Source organism: Treponema sp. UBA6852 (assembly GCA_002449305.1).
In the GTDB taxonomy this organism is placed as follows: domain Bacteria; phylum Spirochaetota; class Spirochaetia; order Treponematales; family Treponemataceae; genus Treponema_D.
Genome location: DKDI01000042.1, coordinates 43507 through 58746, shown reverse-complemented (window position 1 = coordinate 58746; position 15240 = coordinate 43507). Strand labels below are relative to the sequence as shown.

The 15240-nt window shown below is 38.7% G+C and carries 13 protein-coding genes; 3 read left to right on the top strand and 10 right to left on the bottom strand.

The features are described 5' to 3' along the window. Nucleotides 1-488 precede the first annotated feature (488 nt). From B3209_RS09570 to B3209_RS09550, 5 genes are all read right to left on the bottom strand, one after another. Complete coding sequence (locus B3209_RS09570) at nucleotides 489-1100, bottom strand: polysaccharide deacetylase family protein (protein WP_296662098.1); 612 nt, start codon at nucleotides 1098-1100, stop codon at nucleotides 489-491. Beyond that, nucleotides 1097-1873, bottom strand: coding sequence for a Fic family protein (locus tag B3209_RS09565; protein WP_296662099.1), 777 nt, complete (start codon nucleotides 1871-1873; stop codon nucleotides 1097-1099). Before B3209_RS09565 ends, B3209_RS09570 begins: the two co-directional genes overlap by 4 nt. Nucleotides 1874-1901: 28 nt before the next feature. Further along, nucleotides 1902-2213, bottom strand: a complete 312-nt coding sequence (locus tag B3209_RS09560; RefSeq protein WP_296662100.1) for a hypothetical protein — start codon at nucleotides 2211-2213, stop codon at nucleotides 1902-1904. Continuing rightward, nucleotides 2182-2466 (bottom strand): BrnT family toxin, encoded by a 285-nt coding sequence (locus B3209_RS09555; protein ID WP_296662101.1) that lies wholly within the window; start codon nucleotides 2464-2466, stop codon nucleotides 2182-2184. Before B3209_RS09555 ends, B3209_RS09560 begins: the two co-directional genes overlap by 32 nt. A 79-nt stretch (nucleotides 2467-2545) precedes the next feature. Beyond that, nucleotides 2546-3268: a hypothetical protein gene (locus B3209_RS09550; RefSeq protein ID WP_296662102.1), complete on the bottom strand. Its 723-nt coding sequence runs from the start codon at nucleotides 3266-3268 to the stop codon at nucleotides 2546-2548. A 159-nt stretch (nucleotides 3269-3427) separates the two neighbouring features. Between B3209_RS09550 and B3209_RS09545 the strand changes: the two genes are divergently transcribed. The 3 genes from B3209_RS09545 to B3209_RS09535 are packed head-to-tail and all read left to right on the top strand — an operon-like array spanning nucleotide 3428 to nucleotide 6335. Next, complete coding sequence (locus tag B3209_RS09545) at nucleotides 3428-4579, top strand: AAA family ATPase (RefSeq protein WP_295798921.1); 1152 nt, start codon at nucleotides 3428-3430, stop codon at nucleotides 4577-4579. A 6-nt stretch (nucleotides 4580-4585) separates the two neighbouring features. Then, on the top strand, nucleotides 4586-5587 hold the full coding sequence (gene lgt, locus B3209_RS09540) for a prolipoprotein diacylglyceryl transferase (RefSeq protein ID WP_296662103.1): 1002 nt from the start codon (nucleotides 4586-4588) through the stop codon (nucleotides 5585-5587). Then, complete coding sequence (locus tag B3209_RS09535; RefSeq protein ID WP_296662104.1) at nucleotides 5559-6335, top strand: class I SAM-dependent methyltransferase; 777 nt, start codon at nucleotides 5559-5561, stop codon at nucleotides 6333-6335. Before lgt ends, B3209_RS09535 begins: the two co-directional genes overlap by 29 nt. Nucleotides 6336-6482: 147 nt before the next feature. On the opposite strand, the gene B3209_RS09530 is transcribed toward B3209_RS09535, so the two are convergent. From B3209_RS09530 to B3209_RS09510, 5 genes are all read right to left on the bottom strand, one after another. After that, nucleotides 6483-7655 (bottom strand): phosphoribosylaminoimidazolecarboxamide formyltransferase, encoded by a 1173-nt coding sequence (locus B3209_RS09530; protein ID WP_296662105.1) that lies wholly within the window; start codon nucleotides 7653-7655, stop codon nucleotides 6483-6485. A gap of 14 nt (nucleotides 7656-7669) precedes the next feature. Beyond that, nucleotides 7670-8965 carry a bifunctional phosphoribosyl-AMP cyclohydrolase/phosphoribosyl-ATP diphosphatase HisIE gene (gene hisIE, locus B3209_RS09525; protein ID WP_296662106.1) on the bottom strand — a complete coding sequence of 432 codons (1296 nt, stop codon included), beginning with the start codon at nucleotides 8963-8965 and terminating at the stop codon, nucleotides 7670-7672. Between the two features lie 29 nt (nucleotides 8966-8994). After that, nucleotides 8995-10332 (bottom strand): dihydroorotase, encoded by a 1338-nt coding sequence (locus B3209_RS09520; RefSeq protein WP_296662107.1) that lies wholly within the window; start codon nucleotides 10330-10332, stop codon nucleotides 8995-8997. Between the two features lie 196 nt (nucleotides 10333-10528). Then, complete coding sequence (locus B3209_RS09515) at nucleotides 10529-12994, bottom strand: EAL domain-containing protein (protein ID WP_296662108.1); 2466 nt, start codon at nucleotides 12992-12994, stop codon at nucleotides 10529-10531. 254 nt (nucleotides 12995-13248) lie between these two features. Then, nucleotides 13249-15096 carry a YgiQ family radical SAM protein gene (locus tag B3209_RS09510; RefSeq protein WP_296662109.1) on the bottom strand — a complete coding sequence of 616 codons (1848 nt, stop codon included), beginning with the start codon at nucleotides 15094-15096 and terminating at the stop codon, nucleotides 13249-13251. Between the last annotated feature and the right edge of the window lie 144 nt (nucleotides 15097-15240).

Sequence of the window (15240 nt, the reverse complement as noted above, 5' to 3'; positions counted from 1 at the left end):
GAAATTAAAGTATGTCTTTTGAGCATAATAATTACATACTTATAGGTCGAATGCCGAGTTTTTATAAAAACAGCTATTAAACAGTTATTCCTATGCTAACAAGGCTGTCATTACCGTGCTTGAGACTGCGATGTTTGCATACCAAACTCAGTTATCAATCTTGCCATCGGATTATCACCCGAGTTTCTGTCAGAAACATCGTAGGGGCAAGCCCGAAAATGACAACTTTCCCAACATTTTCATGTCATTCCCGCAGTTGTTTCATCTCTCTGTCATTGTCGTACTTGAATTTTCCTGTCATTCCCACACTTGATGTGGGAATCTCTGTTATAACCAACTTTTCAAGAACCTGTCTTACATTATAATGAATAAATTTCAAAAAACAACTTTTTGGCAAAAATTTATTGAATTTTCTGTTGAAAACGCAATAAATAAAAAAAATCGTTAGTTTTTTCTAATCAGTGTGGAAAAACAAAGCAAAATCTATTCTATTTTACTGTTGTCCAAATATGCAATGGAATACAAGGATTTATATTCTTTATCCTAAAAAGTTCTATCAGGTTTACAAATTCATAGCCGCGGGATTTTAAAACTGGAATGGCGGACTTAACAGCCTGAACTGTAGCATAATTTTCTTCCATTACGTGAAGAAGCACAATCTGCCCATCTTCCGCAGATTTTAAAATACGCTCAGTTCTTTGTTCAGCAGTAATTTCAGGAAGCCAGTCCTCATAGCCTTTTCCGCCAATAAAGGGAACTTTTATAGCTTTGTACATATTGACGCTTACACTGATATAAGGCGGACGGAAAAATTCACTTCTTTTGCCGATGCACTTTTCTATAAGGGATTCAGTTTTTTCATATTCGTCCTGAATCATGGCAATGCTCATTTTTGACATATCGGAATGCGTAAACGAATGATTTTGAATGTCGCATCCCATTTTAAATGCGCGCCTTACAACTTTTGCAGACTCTTCATTGATTTTGTTTCCGACTAAAAAAAATGACGCAGGAATCCTATTAAATTCAAGAACATCCAGCATATCTGACATAACATTTGCATTAGGTCCGTCATCAAACGAAAGCGTTATATGCTTCATAAACTTCTTTTGTATTCTTCAATTTGCTGCTTTAGATTTTGAATATGCTGATTAAACATAAAGTCAATGAAGCTTGCAGAATCTTCGGCGTCTTGGCTTTCGGAAATTGCCTTTATATATTCAGCACGTCTTTCTTTTTTTACAATCGATGGAACAAGATTTTTTTCATATTGAACCATATTCATAAGCAAACGGCTCATTCTTCCGTTTCCGTCTGCCCAAGGATGAATTGAAGCAAGCCTAAAATGAGATTCAAAACTTAATTTATATGCGTTTTCAATGTCATCTGAATAAGTTTCTTCAAGTTCTTCATTGAGCCAGCCGCAGAATTCTTGAAGCTTGTCAGGAACTTTTTGCCAAGCAAGATAAGATTTTCCGCCGCGCCCAGCACTTACATTCAAAAGCCTTAATTCTCCTTTTGCAGAAGAAAAAGAACCTGCAACTGTATTATAAGAGGAGCCTGTATTTTTCATTAAAGTTTCAGAAAGAGAACAAAGAAAACCAACTGTTATTTTTTCGTGTTTTTTTGCAAAATCAAAGCTCTGCTCATACGCTTTTTTTAGGTCAAGATTCATAAGCTGCTCTGAAATAGGCTTTGAACAAGAAATTCCGTTGTCAAACAAAACCTGATTTTCAATTTCCGTAATCGTAGAGCCTTCAATCGCTGTTGAATGTGTAATTATCGAATATAAATAAAACTTATCGTAATCAAGTTGCTGATTTATTCCAAGAGAATTATATTCATTCAAGACCGTTATTATTTCATTTTTCATTTTCGCCGTACAATAAAATTATTTAACATTATGCAAAAACAGGACGCTTCTTTTCTTTTGCGCACTGAACAAGATAAAGGTTTATAAGATTCTGGTAAGAAATACCTGTCTCTTCCGCAAGCTCCTTGAAATAAGAAATCGCCCCCGAATCAAGATTTATAGTAACTGTTTTTTTTATTTTTTTATACCACGGCTGAAATTCCTTTAATTCTTCTTTTGTCATCGCAGGGCAATCTTCAGCAGGTGTCGCACGAGCATTTCTTATAATCGCTTTTTCAGCCTCTGTAAGTGGCGGAAGTTTTTTCAACTCATCTAAGGTCATAGTCGTCATAGTATTCATCTGTTTCCTCCTTTGTCGCTTTTCTAGCAGAAATAATACGAGTCCTGTCATTGCGTTCCGTGTACACAACAAAAAGAATGTCGTCAACCATTCCGATTACATTCCAACGATCTTCTGTATCTGTTGAATGGCTACTGTCGTATTTTTCAATACGTTTTTCATCAAGAAAAACACGGACAGCAAATTCAAAACTGATTCCATCATGATTTTTCTTGTTATATTCATTCTTTTTATTGTCCCATTCATAAATCATATTTACATACTACATACGCTATAAATATCTGTCAAGTTTTTAAATGCGTTCTTCTATTTTAGTGGCAGAAATGAATGCGCTAATTTCTTACAAATATAACAAGGTCGCCTTTTTGTTTTCTTGCTTCAAAATTGTAGTCTTTTCCGTTTTTTGAGACAATTGCAAAGTATCTAAAATTACGAAGTGTTTTTTCAATAGGAGATTCCAAGTCTTCTGAATCATTATATTCTTGCAGAGTAACACCGCCGGCTTTTTTCCAGCCTTTATCTTTATAATCTGAAGCATAGACAACAAATGAAATTCCATAATCATCAGTAAGATTTACAAATTCTATTTCGTCATAAAATCTTCCTTTTATATTGTCTGAATCAATTACAAAGGCAGATTCAAGCTCCTTTTCAAAATCAAATTCGGAATCCGGCATTACAAAAATGCAAAGGTCATTGTCAATTTTTTGCGCACGGTAGTTGTAAACTTTGTTATTTTTAGGAACTACAGCAAAATACTGTATTTGAGCAATGCGGTCTTCCATGCGGGAATCAACATCTTCTGAATCGTAAAAACCCTTTAAGAATGCTCTTCCGTAAAACTGCCAGGAATTATTTTTATTGTCATAATAGTAAACTTCAAAGCCAAGCTGCTCGTCTGTTTCGTTTATAAGCTTTACATCTTCTCTTGCTTTTCCAGCTATAGAATTGGCATCAAGGACAAACGCATTTTCAGCATCAAGGTTAAAATCAGGAGCCTGAGCAAAACAAGCAAAACTAAAAACTAGGCAGACAAAAAAAACAATCTTTTTCATATATTCTTCCATAAATGATTCATCTCTCACTGATTGAAATTTAACATTTCTAAAAAAGTTACGCAAGAAAATAGTAAGCAGACTGCGCAACAAGATTTACCAGGTCTATTTTTTAAACTCTGTCTTTAAAATCAAAGTATTCTATGATACAATTGCATTATGCAGATTATTCCAGTAGCAAGCGGCAAAGGCGGCGTTGGAAAAAGCCTTTTAAGCGCAAACCTTGCAATTGCCCTAGGACAGGCAGGCAAAAAAGTTCTTCTCATTGATTTGGATTTGGGAGCTTCAAACCTTCATCTTGTAATAGGCCATCCTAACCCAAAGGCAGGAGTCGGCACATTCCTTACAGGCGAAAGCAAGTTTGAAGACATAATTTGCCCAACAGACTACGACAATGTAAGTTTTATTGCAGGCGATTCTGAAATTCCTGGGCTTACTTCACTAAAAGTCAGCCAGAAAAACGAGCTTATAAAAAGCTTCAATAAACAGGAATCTAAATTCGACTATCTGATTTTGGACTTGGGAGCAGGAACCCATCTTACAATTCTTGATATGTTTCTTCTTTCTCCGCAGGGAATTGTTGTTACAGCTCCGACTGTTACCGCCACATTGAACGGCTATCTTTTTCTTAAGAATGTAATGTTCCGCATGATGTACAATACTTTTAAGAAAGGAAGCGCAGGCTACAAATATCTTGAGTCGCTAAAAAAAGATTCGCTTTCGCTCCAGAGGCTTTATATTCCAAAGCTTGTTGAAATTCTTGAAAAAGAAGACCCGGAAGGAACTGCATTGTTCAAAAAGCGTATAAATGAATTTCATCCGCGGCTCGTGCTTAATATGATAGATGACCCAAAAGACGCAGACAGAGCGCAAAGAATCCGCCGTTCATGCCAGCAGTATTTGGACTTGGACTTGGATCATCTTGGCGTAATCTACCGCGACACTTTGCAGGACAAGGCTCTTTCTTCAAGACTGCCAGTCATTGCTTACAAGCCGCAGTCAATTATAGGCCAGGCAATCTACAGAATTGCAGAAAAAATAATTCAGTCCGAAACTTTAAAGTTTGACGACAGCTATGACATAACCCAGGCTTCAGACACTTCATTTGAAATTGCCACAGAAGAAGCCAATGACGACTTTGGGCAAAAAATGGCTTACATAGAAGAGCTTGCAGGAACTGGCGCGCTTACTGCCGGGGAACTTGCAGAAACTTTAAAGCAGCAGCAATACGAGCTTACAAGGTTAAAAAACGAAAACAATCTATTAAAGAAAAAACTTCTGGAAGCAGCGGCAAAAGGCTTCAAGGTGTAAGACAAAATGCTAAATTCTCTTTTATATATAAAATATCCGTCTTGGATTCATCCGGAGCTTTTTCCCGGAGTTCCGCTTTTGGGACTTGTGCGCTGGTACGGTCTTATGTACATAATCGCATTTGGAACAGCTTTTTATATTCTGCGGAAAATTCAGCGTGAAGGCGCATTGGACACGCCAGATTCAAAAACTACGGAAGATGATATTTTCAGCTTTATTGCATTCGGAATTATTTTTCTTTTGGCAGGCGCGCGGATTTTTTCAACGCTTGTGTATGATACTTCCGGGCTTTACTGGAAAAAGCCTTGGCTAATTTTCTGGCCGTTCGACACAGTAACAAAAAGATTCACAGGTCTTGCGGGAATGTCCTATCACGGCGGATTCCTCGGCGGACTTGTGGGAATGCTAATCTGGTGCAAAAAACACAAAAAGCCTGCGCTCAAATGGATTGATGCAATGGCAGTTGCAATTCCGCTTGGCTACACTTTTGGACGAGTCGGAAACTTTATGAATGGAGAACTTTACGGCAGAATAACAAAAGCTCCTTGGGGAATTGTCTTTCCACGCGCAGAAACTTTTTCTTCAAGCTTAGACTGGGTAAAAGAATTTGCTTCTTCAATAGGAATGTCTCTTGGCGGCGCAAAGCTTGTAAATCTTCCGCGGCATCCAAGCCAGCTTTACGAAGCTCTTTTTGAAGGACTTTTGCTTTTTCTTCTTATTTGGTGCCTAAGAAAGAAAAAACCGTTCGACGGATTTCTTACAGCGTGCTACACGGTTGGCTACGGCTTTGTAAGATTTTTTATAGAATATTTCCGCGAGCCTGACGCAGACATTGGCTACAGAATTTCTGCAACAAAAGACGCTGCAATCTACACAAACACTTCGCTTTTAAATCTTAGCACAGGACAAATTTTCTGTCTTATGATGATTGCAGGCGGAATTCTTATGATTTTTATTCTTGCAATGCTTAACAAAAAAAATGACAGAAATAGAAAAACATTACAATAAGCACAAGGAAGAAAACAGGCTTTTAACGCGGCACGGCAAAGTTGAATTCGCCGTCGCAATGAAATACATCCATGATTTTCTTCCTACGCAAGACAAACGGCTTTTTAAGATTGCGGACATTGGAGCCGGAACAGGAAGGTATTCAGTTGCCCTTGCAAAAGAAGGCTTTGATGTTACGGCGGTTGAGCTTGTAAAACATAATCTTGAAATACTTGAGTCCAAGCACGAGCGCGTAAAATGCTGGCCGGGAAACGCTCTTGACCTTAGTTTTTTGCCAGATGAAACTTTTGATGCGACAATTGTTTTTGGTCCTCTTTATCATCTTCATAAAGAAAAAGAAAAACTTACAGCTTTAAAAGAAGCGCGCAGAATAACAAAAAAAGGCGGAACAATTTTTGCCGCGTATCTTTTAAACGAATACAGCATTCTTTCATATTGCTTTGCGCAAAATAGAATTACTGATCTTATAAAAAGCAAAAATATTTCTAACGACTTTCACATAATTCCAAAAGAAAATGAACTTTACGACTATGTGCGCCTAGAAGATATTGACCGGCTGAACAAACTAAGCGAATTAAAGAGGATAAAAATATTTTCTCCGGACGGACCTGCAGACTTTATGCGCAAACAACTGAACGCAATGACAGAAGAAACTTTTAAAAAATTCATTGAATATCAGATTTGCAACGCTGAACGCCCCGAACTTTTAGGCGCAGGCTCCCATCTTGTAGATATTCTGGAAAATTGAAAGGTTGAATACTGAATTCCTGTAAAAAAGTTATTTTACTTTCATTGTCAAAACTCAATATTAAACCTAAAAATAGATTTAGCAAGAGATTACCCAGTCAAACTGGGCAATGACACTCGCCCCGCCACGAAAATGACAAAAAAAGCATTAGTGATGGAAAAGTCTGATTCCTGTAAACGCCATAACCATGTTGTATTTGTCGCAAGTTTCAATAACATTATCATCGCGGATTGAGCCGCCCGGCTGAGCTATAACTTTTACTCCGCTTCTGTGCGCACGCTCAATGTTGTCTCCAAATGGGAAGAATGCATCGCTGCCCACTGCGACATCTGTATTTTTTGCAATCCAAGCCTTGCGCTCTTCACGTGTAAACACTGCTGGCTTTTCCGCAAAGAAATTCTGCCATGTTCCTTCAGCAAGAACATCATCATAATCATCGCTTGTATAAACATCGATTGTGTTGTCGCGATCTGCTCTTTTTATGTCTGCTTTGAATTTTAAATTTAAAACCTGCGGACTCTGTCTAAGCCACCATTTGTCTGCCTTGTCGCCTGCAAGACGTGTGCAGTGAATGCGGCTCTGCTGCCCGGCTCCAATTCCAATTGCCTGGCCATCCTTTACATAGCAGACGCTGTTGGACTGGGTGTATTTTAAGATAATCAGGGAAATCAAAAGGTTGTCGCGTTCTTCTTTTGTGAGAGCCTTGTTTTTTGTTACAATATTTTTTAAGCAATTATCATCAAGTTTTATAAAATTGTGTCCCTGTTCAAAAGTTACGCCAAACACTTGCTTCTTTTCTATTTCGGAAGGAACATAGTTTTCATCAATTTGAAGAACGCAATATCCGCCTTTTTTCTTTGCCTTTAGAATTTCAAGAGCATCATCATCATAGCCCGGAGCAATTATTCCGTCGGAAACTTCTTTCTTTATTAAAAGAGCAGTTGCCTTGTCGCATTTGTCGCTAAGAGCAATAAAGTCTCCAAAAGAAGACATTCTGTCTGCACCGCGAGCTCTTGCATAAGCACACGCCAAAGGAGTAAGCTCAACATCATCAGTGTAATAAATCTGCTTAAGTGTGCTGCTCAAAGGGCGACCAACCGCAGCTCCGGCAGGAGAAACATGCTTAAAAGATGTTGCAGCAGGAAGGCCGGTTGCTTCTTTTAATTCCTTTACAAGCTGCCAGCCATTAAGCGCGTCAAGCAAATTTATATAGCCAGGCTTTCCATTTACAACAGTTACAGGAAGCTCTCCGTTTTCCATGTAAACTCTAGCCGGCTTTTGATTCGGATTGCAGCCATATTTCAATTCAAGTTCTTTCATATTAAACTCCAAAATTATTTTTTATGTCTTCTGTCAAGCTCGTTGTAAACATCCTGCCAAGTTACGCCTTCCTTGTACATAAGGACGCTCGCAAAATAAAGCAAGTCGGCGGCTTCCCAGATTACTTCGTCTTTTCCTTCAGCCTCTGTAAGTTCTTCTGCTTCTTCTAGGATTTTTTCGCGGACACGCTTGTCATTTAAAGTCGCAGTATAGCTTCCCGGACGCGGATTTGCAAAACGTTCTGCAATTGTTCCGTAAAGACGCTCCATGCTGCTTTTTTCATCAGCCTCGCTAGAAAAACAATTAAAGCTTCCTGTGTGGCAAACTCCTCCATGCGGAATAACAGTCGCAAGAATTGTGTCCCTGTCGCAGTCAGCACGAAGTTTTACAAGCTCAAGACAATGGCCGGAAGTTTCACCTTTTGTCCAAAGAGTATTTCTTGTGCGGCTAAAGAAAGTAAGTTTTCCAAGCTCAAAAGTTTTTTCCAAGGCTTCTTTATTTGAATAGCCCATCATTAGAACTTCGCCAGCAGGACTTTGGGCAATAACCGGAACCATTCCGTTTGTCTTTTCCCAGTCAATGCAATTTATAAAGCTTTCCTTAAGATTTACAGCTCCAGTATACAATGCCATTCCAAGCTGAACATCGCAATGAAGTTTTTCAAGCTGAACAATCTGCTCAAGGGAATTTACTCCTCCAGCCGCAACAACACGGCATTTTACAGAATCACGGAGCTGCTTTACCATCTCCATATCCGTTCCCTGCATACAGCCTTCTTTTTCCACGCAAGTAAACAAAAGCTCGGAGGCGTATTTTTCAGCTTCTCGCGCGCCTTCAATCAAAGAAATGTCTGCGGTTTCTGTCCAGCCTTTTACTGCGATTTTTCCATTAATTGCGTCTACTGAAATTATAATGCGCTGTTTTCCAATTGAAGATGCAAGCTCGTCAAGGAACTGTGTATTAAGAATTGATCCGCCGTTTTTTCTATCAAGATTCCAAGCCGCAGAGCCAATTATAATTTTTTCAGCTCCAAGCGAAACAAGCTCGCGTGCTTTTTTTACAGTTCTGATTCCGCCGCCAACACGAACATTTCCCTTGCGCAAAAGAGACTTTAAAAGCTCAGTGTTCGCTGTGTTCCCTTTTTCGTCAATATTTCCCAAAGCCGCATCCAAATCTATAACTGCAACTTCGCCATATTTATTGAATTCTGAAATCAATGAGTCGGCATCATCACGCTGAAGAACAAGATCTTTTCCGTTTTTCAGCTGAACAACATGGCCGCCTTTTAAATCTATAGAAGAAATTACCATGCGCTGATTTTACCAAAAAAAAATAACTGTTACAATGATGAAAAAACAATGTTGCCGTTAAAGAATGTCGCCTTTATAAAGCCCAAAAGTTTTTTTCCTTCAAGCGGCGTAAATTTTCCTTTGCTTGCAAATTTCTGACCGCGCACAGTCCATTGCTTTTCCAAGTCAACAAGAACAAGATTAGCTGCAAATCCTTCCTTTAAAAGTCCTTCGTTTTTTAAGCCAAGAATTTTTGCTGGGTTTGCGCTCATAAGCTCTGAAAGTTTTTTTAAACTCATGCCGTGTTCTTTTACAAGCATTGTATGGCAGGCGGAAAATGCAGTTTCAAGTCCGCTGAATCCAGGACTGCCGTTTTTTTTGTCCAAAGCAGTGTGCGGCGCATGGTCGGTTGCAATGCAGTCCGCAGTTCCGTCTTTTAAGGCCTTAATCAAAGCGAGCCTGTCGTTTTCTGAGCGTAGCGGCGGATTTACAATATTAAAAATGCCTGGAGCTTTTTCTCCGTTCATAAAAATATGATGCGGCGTAATTTCAAAAGTTACGTCAACTCCTTCTTGACGCGCTTTTTTTGCAGCCTCTACACAAGCGGCAGTGCTCACGTGGCAAAGATGAATATGGCAGCCGGCATCTTTTGCAAGCCTAAGGTTTCTAAAAGTCGCAGTATCTTCAGCACAAGCCAAAAGCGAATCGGCTTTTCTTAAATTATTTGCAGCATCTTTTTTTTCAGCAGGCGAAACATTTTCTTTTGAAAGAACTTCCAATGCTGCTTTTCTAAACGGACGCGCGTTTTCTGCCAAAAAAGGATCTTCGCAATGGCACGAAACAACAATTTTCTTTTTAGCGGCAATTTTCATCGCTTCAAGCATAACAAAACTGTTGCAAACTTCCTTTCCGTCTTCGCTTATAACCGGAACTTTTTTTTGATCAAGAGATTCAAGGTGGCTTATAGTTTTTCCGTCAAAATCTTTGGTAATTGAAACAGCCTGAATTGTCCTGCATTTTCCAAATTCAAAAGCCTTTTTATTATTAAGCTCTGCCTGCACTGGACTTGAAACAACAGGATTTGTATTCGGCATAAGAACACAAGTGGAAAAACCACCAGCTGCGGCCGCACAAGAACCAGTTTCAATGTCTTCTTTTTGAGTAAGACCAGGATCTCTAAAATGCGAGTGCATATCAATGAATGAAGGCAAAACGCAAAGTCCTTTGGCATCAAGTTTAAAAATTGAGTCGTCATTTAAAAGTTTTTTTAGAGAATCTTTGTCTGGAAATGATTTAATTTTTCCGCAAGCTAAAAGAACTGCGGATTTTTTTTTATCGGTATTAGCATCAACAAGCCGGGCATTAAAAATCAAAACTGCATTTTGCATAGACCCATTATAAAATGAATCCATGCAAACTACAAGATTGAATTATTGATTGCCGCATCAAGTGCGGCAATGACAGAGTTTGTACAAATTATAAAATTAAACATTAAGGTCATTATCGGGCTTGATACTGCGATATTTCTGAACAATTGTAATTTTGATTATCAAGTCAAGCCGGATAATGACAGCAATAAATTTATTATCCAATGCTGCGGAATTTTCTGTTAAAGTCTTCTATTTCTGCCCCGGAAATCGGCTTTGAATAATAGTAGCCCTGAATATAGTCGCAATGGAAAGTCTTAAGCTTTTCATTCTGCCACTGATGCTCAACGCCTTCAACAGTAAGCTTCATTGCAAGCGAATGAACAAGACGCACAATGTTCTTTATAAAGTCGCCTTTTTCATTGGAAAGATAATTGTCCACAAGCGATTTGTCGATTTTCACAACATTAATCGGCAGGAACGTAAGATAGCTAAGAGAAGAGTATCCAGTTCCAAAGTCGTCCAAGGCAAGAGAAATTCCGCGCTTTACAAATTCATTCAAAAGTTTGGAAACCGCTTCCTTGTTTGAAATAAAGAGGCTTTCTGTAATTTCAATGCAGATAAGTTCCGGCGGAATATTATAACGCTTTAAAAGCTCTTCAAGGAAATCAACATAATGAACGTCCGAAACCTGGCTGTAAGAATAATTTATAGAAACCTTGTACAAAGGAATTCCGTGCTCGCGCCATTCCGCCATCTGCCTTACAACTTTTTCTGTAAGGATTCTGTCAATTTTTATAATCTGCCCGGTTTCTTCTGCAATCGGAATAAACTGCGCCGGCGAAACTTTGCTGTTCTTTAGTCTCATAAGCGCTTCGTATCCGTGGATTTCTCCAGTTTCAACATCAATCTGCGGCTGATACGCAACCCAAATTCCGTCGTTTGCAATAGCATCGTCAAGGATTCTTGAAATGCGGTTGTTTTCAAATATTCGGTCGCGCATTTTCTCGTTAAAGAAAACAGTCTTGTTCTTGCCTGAATTTTTTGCACGGTAAAGCGCAATGTCCGCATTTTGAATCATGTTTTCCATTTCATCGTCATTGGAATTTACAATTCCAAAACTAGACTGAATATGGATATTGTTTTCTTCATATTTTATCGGGCTTTCAAAAACAGTTCTAAGCTCTTGAATTTCAATGGAATCCTCATTCAGCTGCTTTTCAAGATAAAGAACAAGGAATTCATCTCCGCCGAACCGCGAAACAAAAATATCTTTTCCGGCAGAATAAGCCTTGAGCCTTGAAGAAATTGTCTTTAAAACAATGTCGCCACAAGCATGGGAATAAAAGTCGTTTATATTTTTAAAGTCGTCAATGTCAAAGAGTATAAGAGAAAACTTTTTTCCGGATTCCTGAATGTCATTGAACACAGCCTGAGCCTTGAATCTGTTCGGCAAATCTGTAAGCGAATCGTGTCCAAGCATATATTCCATTTTTAAGTTTGAACAACGAAGCTCATGGGAATTTCTTACTTCCGTGATTATCAAAACCAAAGAAACAGCAATAAAAATAAGAAGTGAAACTACAATTCCGATTATTCCAAACAAAATTCCGTGGCTGTTTTTTTGCATTTGATCCTGAATATTTACAAATACTGAATTCAGCGGAAATGCGGAAGGCTTTAACTTGTGCTCTTCGATTGCCTTGTAGTCAAAAATAAATTTTCCGTCTTTTATTCTTTGAAACGGAACATATTTTTCACCGTCAATAATATCAAGAGCCATTTTTGCGGCAAGAGCACCGGCTTTTTCGTAGTCAACCATTTTTCCGCCAAGAAAGCCGAATCCTACGCCGTTCGCATTGTGGCTGAATACAGGCGCGGATGTGTTCTTTACAATAAAGTCCGACTGCTCTTCCATGGAATACTTTTTGCCATTGACATCTTGCGAAGCTCCCAGATAAAACACAACAGTCTTGTCATCCAGCGCAGAAAGTTTTTGTCCAATTTGTTCTTTTGTAAGTTCAGAAGTGTCTATTCCTGAAAGCTCTACATCAGGAATTTTTTCACCGGCGTTTATAAAAACATTGTAGTTTTCATAGCCAGCGTCGGTTTTGTCGTAAATGGCAACATAATGTTCCGCAGAAGGAAAAAGTTTTCTTGCAACTGAAATTGTGTCCGCCAAAAACCTTGTTGTGGCAATTCCCCAGAAATTCTTTTTTTCGTAAAGACGTTCTGCTCTAATATTGCTTTCTATGCAAAAGAACACAATAGGAATTCCTGAAAAAAGAGTGTCGCTATTGCGCTCAACAAAATTGCACGCATTATTTCCGCTTACAAGAACGGCATTATATTTTGTGTCTTGTTGCAAAAACTTAATGCGTTCCTTTAAAAATTCAGGAAGCTTTTTATCATAGAAATCATCAGGCTCAAAATATTCAATATCAACATTTACATTGTTCTTTAGGAAAACATTTCTTATTCCTTTTTTCTGAAGCTCAACGACATAAGAGTTTGGCATTGAGCTTACAAATAGTACATTCGCCCTTGGATTTTTTAGCTTGGTATTTACAAGCGCAGAAGACAAACGGTTTTTATATAGAAAGAAACAAAGGGAAAAAACACTGCTCAAAAGAAGAAAAGACGCAATGCCCATCAGAATAGAAAAAGATCTTTTTTTTGCCATAACACTGCCTCCATAAAAAGCCAATTAAAGTCTCGCTTTATGATTAAGCTTTTTAAGCCGTTTTTACGATTTAAATAAATCCTAAATGAAAACGGCAGCCGATATGCAATTTTGCAATGCAAATTTGCAATCTATATTTGGTTATACATGGCTAAATTATATCCCACAAAAATTATTTTTACAACAGTTGCCCCCCCCCCCACGGAAATTTTTTTCACAAAAACAACTGAATTTTTGCATTTTTAAGCGGAATTTTATAATAAAATTCTTATTAAATCCGCTCTTCCCGTCTGAATCAATGCTTCTTTTACAAGCTGGGCATTTTCTTTTTTGTTAAACTGAAGCAAAGCGCGCTGAAGCCTTCGTTCGTGTCCGCCGCGGGCAACATAGACTTCTTTAAATTTTCCGTCTGAATTTTTTTCATGCGGATTAAGACCTGTGTAATACATGCAAGTGGCAAGGCTTCCCGGAGTTGGATAAAAATCCTGTACTTGGTCTGGAACAAAACCTGTTTTCTTTAAATAAAGAGCTGTTTCAATTGCTTCTGGAATTCCGGCTCCAGGATGCCCCGCAATATAATATGGAACTAAATATTGTTTAAGCCCAAGCTCTTTGTTCGCCTTTGCATATTCTGCAGAAAATTTTTCATAGACAGCGTGCGTGCTTTTTCTCATAAGGGCAAGGACTTTGTCGCTAACGTGTTCGGGAGCAACTTTAAGCTGCCCGGAAACATGGTGCTTGCAAAGCTCGTACAAGAATGTTTTGTCTTTATCAAGCATAAGATAGTCAAACCTTATTCCGCTTCTTATAAAAACTTTTTTTACATTTGGAAGTGAACGAAGTTTTTTTAAAAGCTCTATGTAATCTTTGTGGTCGGCTTTCACATTCGGGCACGGAGAAACTCCAAGGCAATCACGGTTTTTGCACGCTCCGTTTTTCTTTTGAAACTCGCAGGCATCACTTCTAAAATTCGCAGTAGGCCCGCCAACATCATGAATATATCCTTTAAAGTCTGAGTCTTGCGTCATTTTTTTAGCTTCGGACAAAAGGCTTTCGTGGCTTCTGGACTGAATGCGCCGCCCCTGATGAAAAGTTATTGCGCAAAAACTGCAAGCTCCAAAACATCCGCGGCAGCTTGTAAGACTGAATTTTACTTCGGAAAGAGCAGGAATTCCTTTTTTGCCATTTGAAGCAGCCACATCATACATCGGATGCCACTTACGTTCAAAAGGAAGCTCATAAATCGAATCAAATTCAGCCTGTGAAAGAGGAAATGAGGCTTTTTCCTGAATGACAAAACGGCTTTCAGAAGGCTCTGCAAGAACGCTTCCGTTTATTGCATCTGTGTTTTCCTCTTGAATTTTATAAGACAGGGCAAATTTTTCTTTGCTTTCTTTAGTGTTTTTGCTTACATCTTCAAATGAAGGAAGAACTACAGCATCAGATGGAACTTCATCTTTTTTGCCAGTGAACCAGCAAGTTCCTCTTACGCCGCGAATTTTCCGCGCAGGAATTCCTTTGCTAAGCTGAGATGCAATTTCAAGAAGAGCTTTTTCGCCCATTCCGTAAATAAGAAGGTCGGCTTTTGAATCTAAAAGAACAGAATGCTTTACTGTGTTTGACCAGTAGTCATAGTGGGCTGTGCGGCGCAGGCTTGCTTCTATTCCACCGATAATAACATTTGCGCCTTTATATGCTTCGCGGATTTTTGCCACATACTGAATTACAGCTCTGTCCGGACGATGACCTTTCTCGCTGCCGTGAGAATAAGAATCTTCCGAGCGCGGCTTATTATTCGCAGTATAATTTGAAACCATGCTGTCCATTGCGCCCGATGTTACAAGAAACGCAAGACGAGGCTGTCCAAGAACTTTAAAACTTTCCGCAGATTTCCAGTCAGGCTGGCACAAAATTCCTACAGTGTATCCGCGGGATTCCAAAAGCCGCCCCAAAAGAGCCGCTGCAAAAGACGGATGGTCAACATAAGCGTCCCCGGAAACAAAAACAAAATCAAGCTGGTCTATTCCCCGTTCTTCAAGGTCTTTTCTGCAAACTGGCAAAAACATTGTTTCAATATACTTTAGTTTTTGGTTAAAATCCATATTTTAAAGTAAAAATACTTCACCATTATTAATTTCCATAACGAAGTACTATCAAAAAGTTCTATATTTTGCCGATTATCGGGTCTAACCAGATAATGACATTAGTCGAATTTTCAAGTTAATTAACATTAATCAGTTATAGGT